Source organism: Chitinophaga sp. (assembly GCF_039596455.1).
Lineage (GTDB): Bacteria > Bacteroidota > Bacteroidia > Chitinophagales > Chitinophagaceae > Chitinophaga.
In genome coordinates this window covers 940237-956690 of sequence record NZ_JBCNJR010000001.1, presented here as the reverse complement: position 1 = coordinate 956690, position 16454 = coordinate 940237, and the positions used below count along the sequence as shown (strand labels likewise).

The window sequence follows — 16454 nt, the reverse complement described above, 5'->3', positions numbered from 1 at the left end:
TGCTGCCATCAACCCCTTTTTAATGCAATGAAGTATAGTTACCCTTTGGGAGCGGGTTTGGTTTGTTTTTTGGCTGCCGCGGCAGTTTTCAGGCCGGCGGCTTTAGACGGCATGCAGCAGGATTTGTTCTGGGCCGTTTGCTCCTTTTTGCAGCAGGCCGCGTCCGCACCTTTCTGGCAGGCAGCTTCCTTCTTCGCTTTTTTCTTGTCTGCAGCAGCTTTTTCCTGTGCTACCACGGGGCCAGCCATCAGGGCAACGGCTGCAAATGCAAAAAAAAGTTTCTTCATGGCGTACGTATTTGTTTTAAAGATAGGGCATTTAACCCAGTTTCGCAATCACCGTTTGGCCGCCCCGCACGGTTTGCTCCAGCGCAACGTCTACCTTGGTGCCTACAGGCAGGTAAATATCCACGCGTGAACCGAATTTGATGAAGCCCATTTCTTCATTCTGCCTTACCTGCATGCCCGCCTTCAGGTAGTTCACAATTCTGCGGGCCAGGGCCCCGGCTATCTGGCGTACCAGAATTTCCTGGCGGCCATTGCCGATCACCACAGTATGCCGTTCATTTTCGGTAGATGATTTCGGGTGCCAGGCTACCAGGTATTTACCGGCATGGTACTGGCTCAGCTTCACTTCACCGCTGATGGGGTTGCGGTTTACGTGCACGTTGGCCGGGCTCATGAAGATAGACACCTGCAGGCGCTTGTCTTTAAAGTATTCCGCCTCAAAAGTTTCCTCAATAACCACCACTTTACCGTCTGCCGGGGCAATCACCAGGCCTTCGCCCTGTTCCATGTTACGGGAAGGTATGCGGAAGAAGGATACAATAAACAGGAAGAATACTACGGATATGCCGAAAACCGTCCAGCACAGCAGCGGAGAGGAGGCAAGCCAGTAAAATATGGCGCCGTTGATAAGCGCCAGCAGCACAAATACTAAGGTGATGGTAGCTGTTCCCTCACGATGGATTGTCATTGTTCAATTGGATTTTAGGTATAACCGGTTTCCGGCGGTACGAAGGTATGAAGAAAATTTATTCTATTTAAAGAACTACAAAGTTAACATATATCCAGGCAAAGGGTGCGGCCACCAGCAGGGAATCGAAGCGGTCAAGGAAACCGCCGTGGCCGGGCATGATGCTGCCGGAGTCTTTTACGCCGGCCAGGCGTTTCAGGCGTGATTCCAGCAGGTCTCCCGCAGTACCGAAAATGGCGGCTATGCAGGCCAGCCCTATCCAGTGCGGCCAGTGCAGCCACTCATTGCCCCAAAAGTATCCGAAAACACCCGCGGCAGCGATGGCCAGCACCATGCCGCCTACAGTGCCTTCAATGGTTTTCTTTGGGGAAATGGCGGGGAAGAAAGGCGTGCGGCCTATGAGGGAGCCTACGATATAAGCCATGGTGTCATTGATCCAGATAAAGATGATGAGCAGCAGGGGAATCAGATAACCAACAGGCGTAGGCGTGTGGGGCTGCAGGCGCAGGCTCACCAGCAAAGCCAACGGCATGGTTACATAGATCAGCCCCAGCAGCGAATACCCGATGGCTTTGAGGGAAAACACCTTGCTCATCAGTATTTCTCCCAACGGCAGTATCAGCACAAAAATAAGTGCCATGGCCCAGCCTATTTCCCCTACGGAAACACCACTGCCGCCAAAGCTGGCATCTGTAGCGGCCATCATAATAGCGCAGCCGGCCACCAGCACGCCGTATTTATGCCACGGCGAGATTTCCTGGTATTCGGCGTCTATATTCCGCACCAGCTTGAAGTATTCCTGCAGCGCAAAAAAATTGATAAGGAAAAAAAGCAGGAAAAAAGACAGCTCATTCCACAAAATGCCCCCCAGCATAATGGCTACAAAGAACAATGCGGTAATGGTGCGCGTAATGAAGGTCTTCATCTGAACTATAAAGTTGGGTCAGGGCGTAAAGCTACTGATTGTTTTCGACGTTCCTCTCCCCGCTGGCGGCAATCAGTTCCCTGGCCTTGCTTTCGTTGGAGGTATGTACGTACACTTCGTCCATACCCGGCAGCATGCTGCCGAAAGAAGAATCCTGGCGGTTAACGAGCACCGCTTCTATGTCATTTTCCAGCAGCATGCCCTTGATAATTTCCGCCTCAAAGGGGCTCTTGCTGCCAAATACTTTTATCCAGTCTTTTTCCATATTAATAGTCTTTAAATATTGAATCGTTCTCGGTTTCCCCGTCTTCATCTCCGGGCTCCGGCGGTAAAGCAAAGGTTTGCCCCGCGGCCCTGGCCCGTTTATACAGCTGCCAGATGAGGAGGCCGGCCACCAACGCGCTCAGCAGGCCGTATATGGCTGGCACGTGCTCGTCTTTCATGGCATCATAGCTGATCATCTTGGCCTGGTACAGATACACTAACACCACCTGCAGGCCGTTGTTCAAAAAGTGCCCCCCAATGGCCAGCCAGAGGTTGCCGGTTACCAGGTAGATGACGCCCATGAGGAAGCCCAGCAGCAGGCGGGGCATAAAACCCAGGAACTGCATGTGAATGGCGCTGAAAATGACGGCGGCAATAACGGTGGCTACCCAACCATTTTTGACCCATGCTGTTAATATCCTTTGCAATACCCCGCGGAAAAACACCTCTTCGGCAATGGCAGGTAACAGTGCCAGCAACAGCAGGTTGAACAGCATGGCCCCTATGTCAGGCATGTTGAGCAGCAGTTTGGTTTGTTTGGTGGCCAGTTCTTCCAGGTCGCGAAGAGACTGGGATACCGGCCAGGTGCTGTTCCACTCACCCAGCACGTTTACCAGCGGCAGGGAGCAGAATACTACCAGCAGCGCCAACAGCAGTTGCAGCGAGCGGGGCCGTTGCGCGAGCCCCATATACACCGCCGGCCGCGGGTGGGCAAGGTAGGCAAATATGAGGGCCGGTACCAGGAAGCTGATCAGGGTATAGAGGAACTGTACTATTTTTAGGCCGCTTATGAAAGCAGGATCTCCCCATACCTTGGTATCTTCCATCTGCCCTATCGTATAGCCGCCGCTGATAGCAGGAAAAAAGCCTGCCAAAAACAGGGAATACAATAACATGAACGCGAACCACAACCCCAAAAACGTGATCAGTTGCAGAAAAGGAGAGTATTGCCGTAAGTAGCCCATAAATATTGCTGTGGTAATTTTGCGTAAATTTACACTGTGTTTGCCAGTTAACCGCGGCGTGACTTTTTTTCGATAATAATATGGTAAAAATAGGAGATATAGAACTGGGAGAATTCCCTTTATTGCTGGCCCCCATGGAAGACGTGAGCGACCCGCCGTTCAGGGCGGTGTGTAAAGCCAACGGGGCTGACCTTATGTATTCGGAATTTATTTCTTCTGAGGGTTTGATCAGGGATGCCATTAAAAGCCGGCAAAAGCTGGATATTTTCGATTACGAGCGCCCGGTGGGCATACAGATTTTCGGAGGGGACGAAGAGCCCATGGCCATGGCCGCTCAGATAGTGGAAGTGGCCAAGCCCGATCTGCTGGACATCAACTTCGGCTGCCCCGTAAAAAAGGTGACCTGCAAAGGCGCAGGCGCCGGTATTCTGAAAGACGTGCCCAAAATGGTGCGCCTCACGGAAGCCGTGGTAAAGGCTACCCGCCTGCCCGTAACGGTAAAAACGCGCCTGGGCTGGGATGATGATACCCAAAACATAGAAGAAGTGGCGGAAAGGCTGCAGGACGTGGGCATCAAGGCCCTCACCATTCACGGCCGCACCCGCACGCAGATGTACAAGGGCAATGCAGACTGGACACTCATAGGCAAGGTGAAGAACAACCCCCGCATCCACATCCCCATTTTCGGCAACGGCGACATCTGCACCCCGGAACAAGCCAAGGCCGCCCGGGAAAAGTACGGGATAGACGGGGTAATGATAGGCCGCGCCGCCATTGGCTACCCCTGGATATTCAACGAGATCAAGCATTTCCTGCATACCGGCAGCCACCTGCCCCCACCCACCGTGGCAGAACGGGTAAAAGTGTGTAAACAGCACCTGCGCCATTCCATCAGCTGGAAAGGAGATGTGGTAGGTATCCTGGAAATGCGGCGGCACTACACAAATTATCTGAAAGGCCTGCCCCACATCAAAGAATTCCGTTCACAATTAGTAACTTGCAATACGGCAGCGGCGGTAGAAGAAGTGCTGGACGCCGTTGCACTACAGTACAAAGATCATATATTTGAAAGGACAATGGCCCCGATGGCTGAAACAGATATGGTAGCGGCGTGTGGTTTTCCGGATTAATCCCAATTGAATCACAAAAAAATTACTTCACAATGGCCACGATCAAAAATCTGAAAAACGAAGTCTGGAAAGACTTGCAGATTAAAAACAAATCTGCCCTGCGTAAAAAATACGCGGTGTCCAATATGGGAAGAGTGATCAGTTACCACGAAAGCATTGAAGACGGCAAATTGTTGAACGGCTCTACCGTAGAAGGATATACGGTACTGAACATCAAGCCGGCAGACACCTACCAGTCTCTTTACCTGCACCGCGAAGTGGCCCGCCTGTTCATCCCGAAAACCAGCCGCAGCCAGAAATATGTGATTCACCTCGACTTTGATAAAAAGAACAATAAAGCCACCAATCTCCGCTGGGCAACCAAAGAAGAAATGGAAAAACACCAGCAGAAGAGCCCGGCAAAAATTGCTTACAAGGAACTGCAGCGCCACCGCCAGAAAGGGCTGAAGCTGAACGTGGGCAAAGTGAAAAGCATCAAGCGCCTGCTGAACAAGCCCGGCAAAAAAACCATGAAGCAGATCGCTGAGCAGTTCTCCATCAGCGAAATGCAGCTCTACCGTATCAAAAGCGGAGAAAACTGGAGCCACGTTACCCTGGATTAATGCCTGAGTCATCAGGAATGATCATAAATGATGTTGTCTGACAATGGTTCCCTGAAAATGGGGACCATTGCCTTTTAAAGCCCCGCCCTTGCACGCCTCCCCGTTTTGTCATACCTTACCCTTCTAAAATGATAGACTATGTCCGGTAAAAAGATCGCCATTATTGGCGGTGGCAACCTGGGTGCAGCCATTGCACAAGGTTTGCTGAAGAGCGGCTTTTCGAAGGCAGCAGATATTACTATTACCAAGCGCAATATAGCCACCCTGGCAGGTTTGGCCGGTGAAGGCGTGCAGGTGGAAACAGACAATGCCAAAGCCATCGGCCAGGCAGACGTGGTGGTGGTGGCCCTCAAGCCATACAATGTAAAAGAAGTGCTGAGCGGGCTGCGCGCGTCCTTTGACGCCAAAAAACAAATGCTTATCAGCGTGGTAACCGGCGTGCTGCTGGACGAGCTGGAAAAGATCACCCTGCCCGGCATGCCCATTTTCCGCGCCATGCCCAATACGGCCATTGCCATACAGGAATCCATCACCTGCGTTTGCGGGCGTAACGTTACGGAAGACCAAACGGCCTTTGTAACAGACATGTTTAACCAGCTGGGAGAAACCGTGAGCATAGACGAAAAGCTGATGGATGCAGCCACCGTGCTGGGCGCCTGCGGCATTGCCTACGCCCTGCGCTTCATCCGTGCCAGCATCCAGGGTGGTATTGAAATCGGTTTCGATGCCCGCACCGCCACCCGCATTGCCGCTCAAACGGTAAAAGGCGCTGCAGAACTGCTGATCCGCGAAAACCGCCACCCTGAAGAAGAAATAGACAAGGTAACCACCCCGAAAGGCTGCACCATTGCGGGTCTCAACGAGATGGAACACCAGGGCTTCAGCTCCTCACTCATCAAGGGTATTACGGTGTCATATAACCGGATAGCGAAAGATTAATTTTGCTAACCGTTTGTTAATGAAAGACCGTAAATCACTTTGAAAGTGAAATTTACAATAATTTGGTGTCGATATTCACACTGAAAGTGAATAAACGACAACTATGGAGAAACTTTATATCGAAGATTACCTGAAAGCGCTGCACCATAAGATCAAGGTTGGAGGTATTATCAAATACGTGGACAACGAGAAGAAAAATTCAATGGCGTTGCTGGTAATGGAACTTCCCTTATGGGAACGTAAGAAAGTGATAGAAGAGCTGAAGGTGGAAGATTACATTGGCGGGCCCATTGAAAACAAGGGAAGTGTAGACGCCCCTGTAGTGTGGGTGTTCGGTAAAATGATAAGAGAATATGAAGTGTGCGTAAAAATATCTATTGGCGAGAAAAACGACAGCCCGATCTGCATTTCCTTCCACCCAGCAGAGGAACCGATGGTATACCCATTTAAACACCAATAAGTGCTGATATGATACCGGGACAATTAGCGAATGCTACTTTACACAAAGAGAGGGACACTCTTGATTTCCGGAAGGAATCTTTCGAGATCGTTTATCATTATTACACTGATAATACTACAGGACAACGGTTTACTGTTGACGAAATTGACCACCTGAACCTTACGCAGGTATACAATCAATACCGCAGCAAGCACGGCATTCCCTTTGTAGACGAGATCAAGAGCATCCGGGAGCAGTACGGCCTCAGCGCTTCCAAAATGAGTGACGTGCTGGGCCTGGGCACCAATGTGTACCGCAACTATGAACTGGGGGAAATTCCCAGCCCCTCGGTAGGGCGCCTCATACAACTGGCCAAAAACCCGGAAAAATTCATGGACCTGCTGGAGCTGAGCAAAAATGATCTTAGTGTGAATGAAGTAGATAAAATATACAAAAAGCTGGAAGGCCGGCTCAACTCCCGCAATGACGATGAGGAACTGATCAAGAAACGGGTGCTGGGAGAGCAAGGCCTCAGCTCTTTCAACGGTTACAGGCAGGCAGACATGGAACGCATAGGGCACATGGCCAGTTTCTTTTCTATGGAGGTGAAACCTAATAAGACCCGGCTTGACAAGCTTTTTTTCCTGGCAGACTTCATTCACTACAGCCGCAGCGGCTTTGGTGTGAGCGGTATTGCCTATGAGTCTATCTGCCGGCATCCGGCCCCAAGGTACGCCGGTTACATTTATGACTGTCTGTTCAGCAAATCATTTATTGACGTTACCATAGTAGATGCAGGAGCCGTGGAAATGGAGCAATACACCTCCCACTTGCCCAGAACTGACGAGGAAAAATTTGAGGAATCTGAGTTCAGGGCCATGCAAGATGCCATTTCCTGCGCTGCCAGGTTCAACGCAGATAAATTTGACGGAGGCCGCCATAAAAGCGCCATTGACTATACCAGCGCCTTCTACATGGATTTTAATATCTAGCCCTCTTCTCTCTATTTATATTAAGCAAAAATCAAGGCCGGGATAAGAATATCCCGGCCATTTAGTTAAACCTACAACTGTTACACTGTTTGTAACACTATTATCACTTATGCAAGTATTTTATCAGTTCATCATGGAAGCGGAAGACAGCTCCTGCAGCTCCAGCTCCTTCTTGGTAGGCGCCACCATCCGCTGGCGGATGTAACGCTTCTTCGAGATCCTGCCCATACCAAACTTGGCCATGAGCTTGTCTACCACCATGTATATCACAGGCACCACTATCAGGGTGAGGAACATGGAGCTGATAAGCCCGCCCACAATTACCCAGGCCAGACCGTTCTTGGTAGACGCCACACCACCGGTGGCCAATGCAATGGGCAGCATGCCTATCACCATGGCTATGGTGGTCATCAGAATGGGGCGTAAACGCGCCCTGTTGGCGTGCAGCAGGGCATTGTAAGTGCTTTGCCCTTCCTCCTTCATCTGATTGGTAAAGTCTACCAATATAATGGCGTTCTTGGCCACCAGGCCTATCAGCATGATCATACCCAATATGGTAAAGATGTTCAGCGTATTGTTGGTTAACGCCAGCGCCAGCAGGGCGCCGATGATAGACAACGGAATGGAGAACATTACCACGAAGGGGTAGATGTAGTTATCGTACAAAGCCACCATAATGAGGTACACCATCACAATGGAGATCAGCAGCGCCACGCCCAGCGTGGAGAAAGAGTCTCCCTGGTTTTCCGCGTCACCGCCAAATACGTAAGATACGCCGGCGGGTTTCTGCAGCTTGGCCACTTTGGCGCCAAACTCCTGCGTAACAGTACCGGACGGGCGGCCCATTACCTGAGATTGTACGGACACAGACGTGTTCTTGTCACGGCGCTCCAGCCGGCTGGGGCCTGAGCCTTCGGTAACAGTGGCAAATTGCGACAGTTTGATCAGTTCGCCCTTGTCATTCTTGAAATCGATATTGGCTACGTCTTGTATGTTTTTCCGGTTGAAGTCATCAAACCGGATGTTGATGTCATACTCATATTCGCCCTGGCGGAATTTCACCTTGGAATCATCTGCCGTACCGCTAAAGGCGGTTTGCATGGTACCACCTACATTATCAAGCGTGAGGCCCAGGGAAGACATCTTATCCCTGTCTACCTGTACGTTGATTTCCGGGTTACCTTCTTCCACAGACAGTTTCACTTCACTGGAGCCTTCAATGGTCTGCAGTTCGGCCATGGCTTTTTTTGCAAAGCTCATTACGCTGTCGAGGTCTGAACCCATTACCACCAGCTCTACCGGCGCCCGCTCTGCGGTACCCAGTATGCTCACCGGGGTGGTTTTTACTTTTACGCCGGGCATCTGCTCTTTCAGCTCTTTCTTCACTTTGGCGGCAAAGATGTCTGCCGCCTCACGCAGGTGCTGGTCTACCAGCATCACGGTGATCTCTGATTTATAGGCGGTAGACTGGGAAGTACCGAAACCGTCTTCAGACGTCTGGCCAACGGTGGTTACCAGTGAGGTCACCTCCTGCTTTTTGTCCATCAGCTGCTCTACCTTGCGCGTAGCCTGGTTGGTTTGTTCCAGAGACGCGTCTTTCGGCATTTCCAGCAGAATGATGAACTGGCCACGGTCACCTTTGGGAATGAACTCCCCGCCTATGTAGCCCCTGCCTACCAGCTGGAAAGAAGCGATCAGCAGTACCAGGGAACCAACAATGGTGATGGTTTTATGTGCCAGCGCCCATTTCAGGGTGTTGGTCATCCATTCGGTGAATTTGTCCAGCTGCTTTTCAAACCAGAGAATGAATTTCTGGAAAAAGTTTTTGCCCGTCAGGTGCGTGAGCTTGCCGAAGCGGGAAGCCAGCAGGGGCACAATGGTGAAGGAGGTGAGCAAACTGAGCATGGTAGATATCATCACCACCACGCAGAACTCGCGGAGAATCTTACTTACCAGCTCATTGGTGAGCGAGATGGGGAGGAACACCACTACAATTACAAGGGTAATGGAGGTAACGGTGAAGCCTATTTCCTTCACACCGTCAAACGCAGCACGCACCTTGTTCTTCCCCATCTCCATGTGGCGGTAAATATTTTCCAGTACCACAATGGCGTCATCCACCAGGATACCTACCACCAGGGAAAGACCCAGCAAGCTCATGAGGTTCAGCGAGAAGCCGAACAGCTTCATGCCTATGAAAGTGGCAATCAGGGAGGCGGGGATGGAGATCATCACAAAAATGGCGTTCCTGATGCTGTGCAGGAACAACATCATTACTGCGGCCACCAGCAATACGGCTATGATAAGGTCATGTATCACGGAGTCTGCAGACTCCAGGGTGAACACAGACGCGTCATTAGCTATCTTGATTTTCAGATTGTTGGCGGCATATTCTTTTTCAATCCCAGCTATCGCCTTCTTCATCTGTTCGCTCACTTCCACCGCATTGGCGTCCGTCTGTTTCTGCACCTGCAGCGCAATAGCGTTCAGGCCGTCTACGCGTGCAATCCTTTCGGCGTCTTTCTGGTCGTCCTGCACATCCGCCACATCCTGCAACCTCACCTGGGTACCATTGTCCATAGTGGTGAGCACCAGGTTGCGGAGCTGTTCCACATTCTTGTATTTCCCTGCCAGGCGCACCAGTATCTGCTGGTCTACGGTTTTTACCTTACCGGTAGGGAAGTCAAGGTTGGCATTGGTCACCAGCTGGCGCACCTGCAGAATGGATAATTTATATGCTTCCAGTTTCTTGGGGTCTATATTGATCTTGATCTCCCTTTCCTGGCCGCCGATGAGCGTGATCTGGGCTACGCCGGGCAGGCGGGAGAGCTGGGGCTGCAGCTTTTTGTCTACCAGGTCAAAGAACTGGCGGTCGTCCATTTTGGCCGTAGCGGAGAGGGTCATAATGGGCAGGTCATCTATCGAGAACTTGTTCAGCGAAGGCGGTTTGGCGTCTCCCGGCAGATCCGCCAGAATAGCGTTCACCTTCCGCTGCGCGTCTTGCAGCCCAATATCCACGTTGGCATCGTTATTCAGCTCTACTGTTACTACAGACAAGCTTTCAGACGATTTGGAGGTCAGTTTTTTGATCTTCTCCATAGAGGCCACCGCATCCTCAATTTTTTTGGTAACGGTGCTCTCCACCTCCTGGGGCGAGGCGCCAGGGTACACCGTAGCAATGGTTACTATCGGTGAAGAGAACTTGGGCAGCAGCTCATAGTTGAGGGCCTTGTAGCTGATGAAACCAAGCAAGGTCAGGATGGTGAACAGTACTACCACCACCGTTGGCCTTTTTATAGAAATCTCTGTAATCTTCATGATTCAATTAGTTTGTATAAGCAATCCTACTTTTCCTGTTCTGCCACCCTGGCGCCGTCTGTGAGGTTGATCTGGCCGCTGGTGATCACGGTTTCACCCTCTGTCAGCCCTTCCCTGATCTCCACTTTATCTCCATAAATGCGGCCGGCCACTACCTTGCGCAGTTTGGCGGTATTGCCGTCTTTCACATATACCTGGTTGCTGTTTACGCCGCCTACAAAAGCAGTGCGGGATACCAGTATAGCCGGGGCCTGCTGCGGCATTTCAAAGTTGGCGGTGCCGTACATCCCTGCTTTCAGCGGTTTGCCGGCGATGTTGGTCACTTCCATTTCTACCGGGTAGCTCAGGGTATTGTCTCCCTTGGCGGCAATGAAGGTGATTTTGCCAGTGTAAGCCGTTTCAGGGTATACATTGGTGGTTACGTTCACCTTGTCTCCCGGCTTCAGGTTAATTACCTGCAGCTCCGGTACCGTTACGCGCAGCTTCAGGCGGGATACGTCTACAATATCAAACATCTTGGTACCAGCGGAGAGGTAGGCGCCCTGCTCCACGTATTTGGCATTGATGACGCCGGAAATAGGGGCTTTCACGTGCGTATCGCGGATGCGGCGGGATGCGGCGTCGTAGCGGGTTTGTGCTATTTCGTACTGCAGCCGCACATCGTCCATCTGCTTTTGGGTAACACCGCCGGTCTTGAATGCGCTTTCATATCTTTCCTTGTCTACTTTCAGCTGCTCCAGGTTTACCCTGGCGGAAGCCAGGTCTGTTCCCAGCAGCTCATCGTCTATACGCGCCATCACCTGGCCCTGCTTAACGTAGCTACCTTCATCCACCAACAATCTGGTAATCCGGCCGGAGGTTTCACTGAGGAAAGTGAGCTCACGGGCGGGCTCAAAGTTCCCGTTTACAGAAAATTTCTGGTCAAATTCAATGCGGGCCACCTTTTCAGTCAGCACCGGTACATCCCCGGTGTTACTTTGTTTTACAAATTCCGTTTTTTCGGTGTTCGCTTTTTTGTTGGCGTTCAGCTTCCACATAATGGCAGCAAGAGCCGCTATTGTTAAAGTGCCGTAGATTAAAACTTTCTTCATGGCTTGCATTAGTTTAAGAGTGATGGCAGGTTACCGTTGGATTTGATGAGGTCAAGCTCTGCGAGTTTATACTGCAGCAGCGCTTCGTTATAGCTGTTTTGCGCTTCGGCCAGGGAGGTTTCTGCGTTCAGCAGGTCTGTCAGGCTGGCCAGCCCCAGTTTGTAATTATTTTGAGTGGAAGCGTACACCTCATCTGCGAGGGCTACGTTTTCCTTCTGTGTTTTAATGGTGCTCAGGCTGTTTTGCATCATGAGCCTGGAGTTTTCGTAGGCAGTGGTGAGGTTGAGCTTGTTCAGCTCCTGGCGCAGGTCTATTTGCTTCAGCACCTGGTTGGACTGCTGTACGCGGGAGCGGCGGGCAAAGCCGTCAAAGATGGGTATCTTCAGCGTAATGCCGATGGAAGCCATGCCAAACCAGTTGGCGGTGCTACCGCTGCCGTTAAAAAGGTCGAACTTGTTGCTCAGGCCGTTGTAGGAATAACGGCCGTTAAAGGAAAGGCTGGGAAAATATTCCGCCAGGTATGCCTTCTTCTGGAACAGCTGCAGTTCTTCAGTTTTGTCTAATAGCTTCGTTTCCGTTCTGTTGGCCAGGTTAAACGTTCCGAAGTCGGCAATACCGGCGGCTTTTTGTTCAATTTCGCTGAGTGAAAGCGGGGGCAGGCTGACGGCAGTTTCTGCAGGCATGCCCATGCTTTGTTTGAGTTTGTTCTCGTCTACCTTCAGCTGGTTTTCCAGCTGTGTTTGCTGTGTCTGGTAGTTTACGAGGTTCACCCTGATGCGGTCAAGGTCTATTTTCTTGGCCAGCCCGTTGTCAAACTGGCTCTGGGTGGTTTCTACCAGGCGCTTCAGTTTGTCAATATTGGACTGCAGCACATTCATTTTTTCTTTTTTCACCAGCAGGCTGTAGTACAGGCCGGACACTTCGTAGATCACGTTTTCCGTGGTCTGCTGTGTTTGCAGGCTGTAGTACTGTTCTCCCGCCTTGGCGGCTTTCAGGCCCGTAAACACGCTCTGGTTGTAGATTTGCTGGTTCACTTCCCCGGCTGCCACTGCGTTCCAGGTGGTACCTACTTCCAGCAGGGAAGTTTTGCCGGGCTGGCCGGTAAGCTCGCCGGGCACTACCATTACCTGTTTCTTCAGGTTATCGGTCAGGGAGCCGTTGGCGCTTAGCTGGGGCAGCGCCTGGGCACGTACTTCTTCCGTTTTGAGCCTGCCTATGTTTTCTTCCAGCCGGCTCACGGCCAGGGTCTGGTTGTGGGCCAGTGCAAACTTCAGGGCCTCCTGCAGGCTCAGCTGTTTCGTTTGTGCGTTGGCGTTAAATATTCCTGCCGTTGAAAGGAACAGGAAGGATACGATCCATTTTTTCATGTTACAAAGCTGTTATATCGTATTGTTTTATGCGGTTTGTTTAACGGCGGTGTATTGTTCAATACGCCTGTGGCCTTCCGGGGTGGCCACCCCGTGTATATAATGCTGTGTTACCTGCACCATCACTTCATGAAGGTCAAACTGCGCCGCCGGGAAGTAGCGCGGGTTATAAGCCGATTCTATCTGCATCAGCCGCAGGTGGGTAATGATATCTATATTCATATTGCTGCGGAAGAGCCCTTCGCGGATGCCGCGCTCCAGGTTTTCCCGGATGCTTTTTCTCACAAAACGGTCTTTGAACTCCTGGATGCCTTTCCAGGCGGAGGGATGATATTTTTCCAGTTCAAACAGCAGGATGGGATTGATACTTTTTACCTGTAATTCTATTTGGCGGAGTGAGAGCACCAGCTCCTCAATTGCGTCTCTCCCACTGCTGATGCACTCCTCCAGTTTTTTACAATGCGTTTGGGTCATAAAGGCCACTACCTCATCTACCAGGTCTGTTTTATCTGCAAAATGCTCATAGACGGTTTTTTTGGAAATGCCGCACTCGCGGGCTATTTCCTGCATGGTGATGCTTTTGATGCCATAGGTACTGAACAGGCGAAGGGCGGTTTCCAGAATTCTCTCCTTCATGACCTTATTTTTTTAATCCTTTGATGAAAATCTCGGCCAGCTGTATCTGCCATTCACGTACAACCTCAAATTCCGCGTCTGAAAGATCGTCTGTAAAAGCCCTGTCAGACAGGGCAAAACGAAGACCCATCATAGACAGCATGTACAAGGAGGCCATCCGGTCTGCGTCACAATTGGCCAGCTCGCCGCGTTCCACTCCTCCCCTGATGATCTTGGCAATGAGGGCCGTTTCCTTCTCACGGGCCTGCCGGAAGGCTTCTCCTGTACTATCTAACTGTTTGTCTTTTAATGTTTTGAATAACTCCAGGCGACAAAACTTCTTCACAAAAGCATGGCGGACGGAGATCATGTCCAGCAGCGCCTGGTGTGCGGAAGAGGCGCGGTCTGCCTCTTTCTGCAGTTCAGTAAAGTAGGCCTCCCCGGCTTTTTCCAGCACTGCGAGGTGCAGCGCGCCTTTGTCCGGGAAGTAATAGTATAATGAGGCCTTGGAGCAATGCAGATCATCGGCTATCTCATTCATAGTGGTTTTGGTGGCACTATAATGAGTAAACCTTTTCAGAGCCGCTTCAATGATGCGGTCACGCATTTCGTCTCTGTTATGATTGTCTTGCATTAACTTTCTGACTTTTTTAGTTACAAAGTCAAAATTATAGCGAATTTTTGATTTTGGTAAATTGAGTTGACTATTTAACTGTTTTTTAACGATTCCATGACGGAGGGGGTTTTAGGAGTTTCCGAAGCTTGAATTGATAATCAATCAGTTTGGTGGACAGGGTGAGTTGGGGGATGGAAGGGGTTTCTTGGGGCCCGGTATTTTGGGATGGATGCCTCCAGGATGGCAGCAAATGATTGCGCAGGTCAGGTGGCTCTTTTTCAACGCTCTTCAGACAACCATTATGCGTTGCTTCAAGGGACTCAAAAACAGCCGAATTTGCAAATTGGCGTCAAAATTCGCAAAAAACGCAACAGATTTATTATCAATTTATTGGTTATCTGACACAATTCATTCATTTCGAACCTCGTCATTTTTTATTATGTGTAAAAACACCAATAATATATTCTTAGCGCCATTCTTCGAATGTATGGTTGTTTGAGGTCAGGCTATTAGCAGGATAACTGAGGCGCCAAATCAGGCTGTAAACAAGCCACCCTTAGAGCGGCCACCGGAACCCCAGCGCTAAAAAAAGGGGATATTGAAGGCCGGAAAACGAGGAATTTGGAAAGAAGGTGCGCTTATCAGCATAATATTTCTGCCCTCGATTAATCCATTCTCTGAAGCAAAGCATCATTGCAATAAAAAAGCGGGCCCACCATGTGAGCCCGCTATATATTGATAAGCTTCCTGTATTATTTCAGCTTCTCCAGCGCCGCTTTCAGTGCCGCCAGCATAGCCGGAATTTCTTCCTTCACGCAGGTGCCTACACTCAGGCGGTACCAGGGAGAGTTTTTGGCGGAGCCGAATGCATAAAAGGGCACCACGGCCAGCTTTGCCTCATCCAGGATGTAGGAGGTAACGGCGGCCTGGTCTGCCAGTTCCTTGCCGTCAGCCGTTTTCTTACCCACCAGGTCCAGTTTAATGGTGAGATAAATGGCTGCCTGGGGAGCAATGGCGTCTACCTGGTGGCCGGCTTTTTTCAGCGCGTCAAAACCTTCGTAGATCTTCACCAGCCTTTCCTCTACTTCGCCTTTGAAATGGGCCAGGTATTTATTTACAGCTTCTTTCTGTACCAGGTATTTGGCGGCAGCTTTCTGTTCTGCCATGGGGCTCCATGCGCCTACGTGAGAAAGAATGGCTTTCATTTTAGACATCACGTGTTTGGGGCCCAGCGCCCAGCCTACACGCACACCGGTGCCGGCAAAGGCTTTACTCATACCATCAATAAACACGGTGTAATCTTTCATTTCCGGGCGGAGAGAAACCGGGTTGTAGTGATGCGTATCACCGAAGGTGAGCACCCAGTACATCTGGTCAAACAACACGTACAGCGGTTTTTCGCCGGCGGCACGGCTCTTGTTCTCTTCCAGCACCATGTCACAGATCTCTTCCAGTTGTTTTTTACCGAAGGTGGTACCGGTAGGGTTCTGCGGAGAGCAGAGCGCCAACAGGGTTGCACCTTTCAGCAGCGGCTTCAGTTCTGCAGCGGTAGGCATGAAGTCGTTTTCCGCCTTTGCTTCCAGCACCACGTGCTCGCCTTCCAGGAAGTGAGTGTAGTGGTTATTGTTCCAGGAGGGAGTAGCGTAGATCACTTTTTCACCGCGGTCTACAATAGTGCGGTAAGTGGCATAGATGATCGGGCGGCCACCGCAGGAGATCACAATCTCGCTGTTCGGATCGTAGCTCAGGCCTTCGCGTTCGGCTATGAACTCGCCCACGGCTTTGCGCAATTCTGCAATACCGTCTGCAGGCGGGTAGTTGGTGTATTTATCCCGGTAGGCCTGTATGATCTCGTTCTCGAATTCTACAGGAATAGGGAACACCTTGGGGTCAAAGTCACCGATGGTGAAGTTGTAGATCTTTTCACCCTTAGCCTGCTTTTCCTTTATCTCTCCGGCCAATTTGATAATTTCGGAACCTATCAGCGTTTCGGCTAAATGAGACAGTTTCATAAACCCCAGTTTTTTGTTTTAATGAATGATGTTTTTTGCGCCCGCAAAACTAACCGTTTTATCAATAATTTAAAAGAATAGCCGTATTGTTTTCAATATTTTCAACATTCCCGCCAAATACTGTGATTTTGTTCAAAAATACATGTCAATACTGCATTTTTAACAAGCATTATCTTTTGTGATAATGCGAATGCTTTGCGGGTA

General features: G+C 50.5%; 16 protein-coding genes. 5 read left to right on the top strand and 11 right to left on the bottom strand.

Annotated features, from left to right (window positions below):
• Nucleotides 1–38 precede the first annotated feature (38 nt).
• The 5 genes from ABDW36_RS03960 to ABDW36_RS03940 all read right to left on the bottom strand — a co-directional run bounded on the left by ABDW36_RS03960 (nucleotide 39) and on the right by ABDW36_RS03940 (nucleotide 3129).
• A complete protein-coding gene (locus ABDW36_RS03960; RefSeq protein WP_343700578.1) occupies nucleotides 39–287 on the bottom strand; it encodes a hypothetical protein in 249 nt (82 codons plus the stop codon).
• Nucleotides 288–318: 31 nt separating this feature from the next.
• Nucleotides 319–975: a phosphatidylserine decarboxylase family protein gene (locus tag ABDW36_RS03955; protein ID WP_343700577.1), complete on the bottom strand. Its 657-nt coding sequence runs from the start codon at nucleotides 973–975 to the stop codon at nucleotides 319–321.
• A gap of 67 nt (nucleotides 976–1042) precedes the next feature.
• The gene (locus tag ABDW36_RS03950; protein ID WP_343700576.1) at nucleotides 1043–1900 is read right to left on the bottom strand and encodes a phosphatidate cytidylyltransferase; all 858 of its coding nucleotides are present in this window, start codon (nucleotides 1898–1900) and stop codon (nucleotides 1043–1045) included.
• Between the two features lie 31 nt (nucleotides 1901–1931).
• The gene (locus ABDW36_RS03945) at nucleotides 1932–2165 is read right to left on the bottom strand and encodes a DUF2007 domain-containing protein (RefSeq protein WP_343700575.1); all 234 of its coding nucleotides are present in this window, start codon (nucleotides 2163–2165) and stop codon (nucleotides 1932–1934) included.
• Between the two features lies 1 nt (nucleotide 2166).
• Nucleotides 2167–3129, bottom strand: coding sequence for a CPBP family intramembrane glutamic endopeptidase (locus ABDW36_RS03940; protein ID WP_343700574.1), 963 nt, complete (start codon nucleotides 3127–3129; stop codon nucleotides 2167–2169).
• Nucleotides 3130–3209: 80 nt separating this feature from the next.
• Here ABDW36_RS03940 and dusB point away from each other — a divergent pair, with 80 nt between their 5' ends.
• The 5 genes from dusB to ABDW36_RS03915 all read left to right on the top strand — a co-directional run bounded on the left by dusB (nucleotide 3210) and on the right by ABDW36_RS03915 (nucleotide 7231).
• Complete coding sequence (gene dusB / locus ABDW36_RS03935) at nucleotides 3210–4259, top strand: tRNA dihydrouridine synthase DusB (RefSeq protein ID WP_343700573.1); 1050 nt, start codon at nucleotides 3210–3212, stop codon at nucleotides 4257–4259.
• A 32-nt stretch (nucleotides 4260–4291) separates the two neighbouring features.
• Nucleotides 4292–4861, top strand: coding sequence for an NUMOD4 domain-containing protein (locus ABDW36_RS03930; RefSeq protein ID WP_343700572.1), 570 nt, complete (start codon nucleotides 4292–4294; stop codon nucleotides 4859–4861).
• Nucleotides 4862–4999: 138 nt separating this feature from the next.
• Nucleotides 5000–5800, top strand: a complete 801-nt coding sequence (gene proC, locus ABDW36_RS03925; protein WP_343700571.1) for a pyrroline-5-carboxylate reductase — start codon at nucleotides 5000–5002, stop codon at nucleotides 5798–5800.
• 103 nt (nucleotides 5801–5903) lie between these two features.
• Nucleotides 5904–6260: a hypothetical protein gene (locus tag ABDW36_RS03920; protein WP_343700570.1), complete on the top strand. Its 357-nt coding sequence runs from the start codon at nucleotides 5904–5906 to the stop codon at nucleotides 6258–6260.
• Nucleotides 6261–6268: 8 nt separating this feature from the next.
• The gene (locus ABDW36_RS03915; RefSeq protein ID WP_343700569.1) at nucleotides 6269–7231 is read left to right on the top strand and encodes a helix-turn-helix domain-containing protein; all 963 of its coding nucleotides are present in this window, start codon (nucleotides 6269–6271) and stop codon (nucleotides 7229–7231) included.
• Between the two features lie 123 nt (nucleotides 7232–7354).
• On the opposite strand, the gene ABDW36_RS03910 is transcribed toward ABDW36_RS03915, so the two are convergent.
• The 6 genes from ABDW36_RS03910 to ABDW36_RS03885 form a co-directional block, all read right to left on the bottom strand.
• The gene (locus ABDW36_RS03910; RefSeq protein WP_343700568.1) at nucleotides 7355–10549 is read right to left on the bottom strand and encodes an efflux RND transporter permease subunit; all 3195 of its coding nucleotides are present in this window, start codon (nucleotides 10547–10549) and stop codon (nucleotides 7355–7357) included.
• 26 nt (nucleotides 10550–10575) lie between these two features.
• Nucleotides 10576–11640 (bottom strand): efflux RND transporter periplasmic adaptor subunit, encoded by a 1065-nt coding sequence (locus tag ABDW36_RS03905; RefSeq protein ID WP_343700567.1) that lies wholly within the window; start codon nucleotides 11638–11640, stop codon nucleotides 10576–10578.
• Between the two features lie 8 nt (nucleotides 11641–11648).
• Entirely contained in the window at nucleotides 11649–13007 is a 1359-nt protein-coding gene (locus ABDW36_RS03900; protein WP_343700566.1) for a TolC family protein, read from the bottom strand.
• A 27-nt stretch (nucleotides 13008–13034) separates the two neighbouring features.
• Entirely contained in the window at nucleotides 13035–13643 is a 609-nt protein-coding gene (locus tag ABDW36_RS03895) for a TetR/AcrR family transcriptional regulator (RefSeq protein WP_343700565.1), read from the bottom strand.
• 4 nt (nucleotides 13644–13647) lie between these two features.
• On the bottom strand, nucleotides 13648–14256 hold the full coding sequence (locus tag ABDW36_RS03890) for a TetR/AcrR family transcriptional regulator (RefSeq protein WP_343700564.1): 609 nt from the start codon (nucleotides 14254–14256) through the stop codon (nucleotides 13648–13650).
• Nucleotides 14257–14990: 734 nt separating this feature from the next.
• Complete coding sequence (locus tag ABDW36_RS03885; protein WP_343700563.1) at nucleotides 14991–16250, bottom strand: aminotransferase class I/II-fold pyridoxal phosphate-dependent enzyme; 1260 nt, start codon at nucleotides 16248–16250, stop codon at nucleotides 14991–14993.
• Nucleotides 16251–16454: the final 204 nt, after the last annotated feature.

Coding starts and splice junctions, on each gene's coding strand:
- ABDW36_RS03905 (WP_343700567.1), bottom strand. CDS start 11,640: ATGAAGAAAGTTTTAATCTACGGCACTTTAACAATAGCGGCTCTTGCT.
- dusB (WP_343700573.1), top strand. CDS start 3,210: ATGGTAAAAATAGGAGATATAGAACTGGGAGAATTCCCTTTATTGCTG.
- ABDW36_RS03915 (WP_343700569.1), top strand. CDS start 6,269: ATGATACCGGGACAATTAGCGAATGCTACTTTACACAAAGAGAGGGAC.
- ABDW36_RS03920 (WP_343700570.1), top strand. CDS start 5,904: ATGGAGAAACTTTATATCGAAGATTACCTGAAAGCGCTGCACCATAAG.
- ABDW36_RS03960 (WP_343700578.1), bottom strand. CDS start 287: ATGAAGAAACTTTTTTTTGCATTTGCAGCCGTTGCCCTGATGGCTGGC.
- ABDW36_RS03910 (WP_343700568.1), bottom strand. CDS start 10,549: ATGAAGATTACAGAGATTTCTATAAAAAGGCCAACGGTGGTGGTAGTA.
- ABDW36_RS03950 (WP_343700576.1), bottom strand. CDS start 1,900: ATGAAGACCTTCATTACGCGCACCATTACCGCATTGTTCTTTGTAGCC.
- ABDW36_RS03945 (WP_343700575.1), bottom strand. CDS start 2,165: ATGGAAAAAGACTGGATAAAAGTATTTGGCAGCAAGAGCCCCTTTGAG.
- ABDW36_RS03955 (WP_343700577.1), bottom strand. CDS start 975: ATGACAATCCATCGTGAGGGAACAGCTACCATCACCTTAGTATTTGTG.
- proC (WP_343700571.1), top strand. CDS start 5,000: ATGTCCGGTAAAAAGATCGCCATTATTGGCGGTGGCAACCTGGGTGCA.
- ABDW36_RS03895 (WP_343700565.1), bottom strand. CDS start 13,643: ATGAAGGAGAGAATTCTGGAAACCGCCCTTCGCCTGTTCAGTACCTAT.
- ABDW36_RS03900 (WP_343700566.1), bottom strand. CDS start 13,007: ATGAAAAAATGGATCGTATCCTTCCTGTTCCTTTCAACGGCAGGAATA.
- ABDW36_RS03890 (WP_343700564.1), bottom strand. CDS start 14,256: ATGCAAGACAATCATAACAGAGACGAAATGCGTGACCGCATCATTGAA.
- ABDW36_RS03930 (WP_343700572.1), top strand. CDS start 4,292: ATGGCCACGATCAAAAATCTGAAAAACGAAGTCTGGAAAGACTTGCAG.
- ABDW36_RS03885 (WP_343700563.1), bottom strand. CDS start 16,250: ATGAAACTGTCTCATTTAGCCGAAACGCTGATAGGTTCCGAAATTATC.
- ABDW36_RS03940 (WP_343700574.1), bottom strand. CDS start 3,129: ATGGGCTACTTACGGCAATACTCTCCTTTTCTGCAACTGATCACGTTT.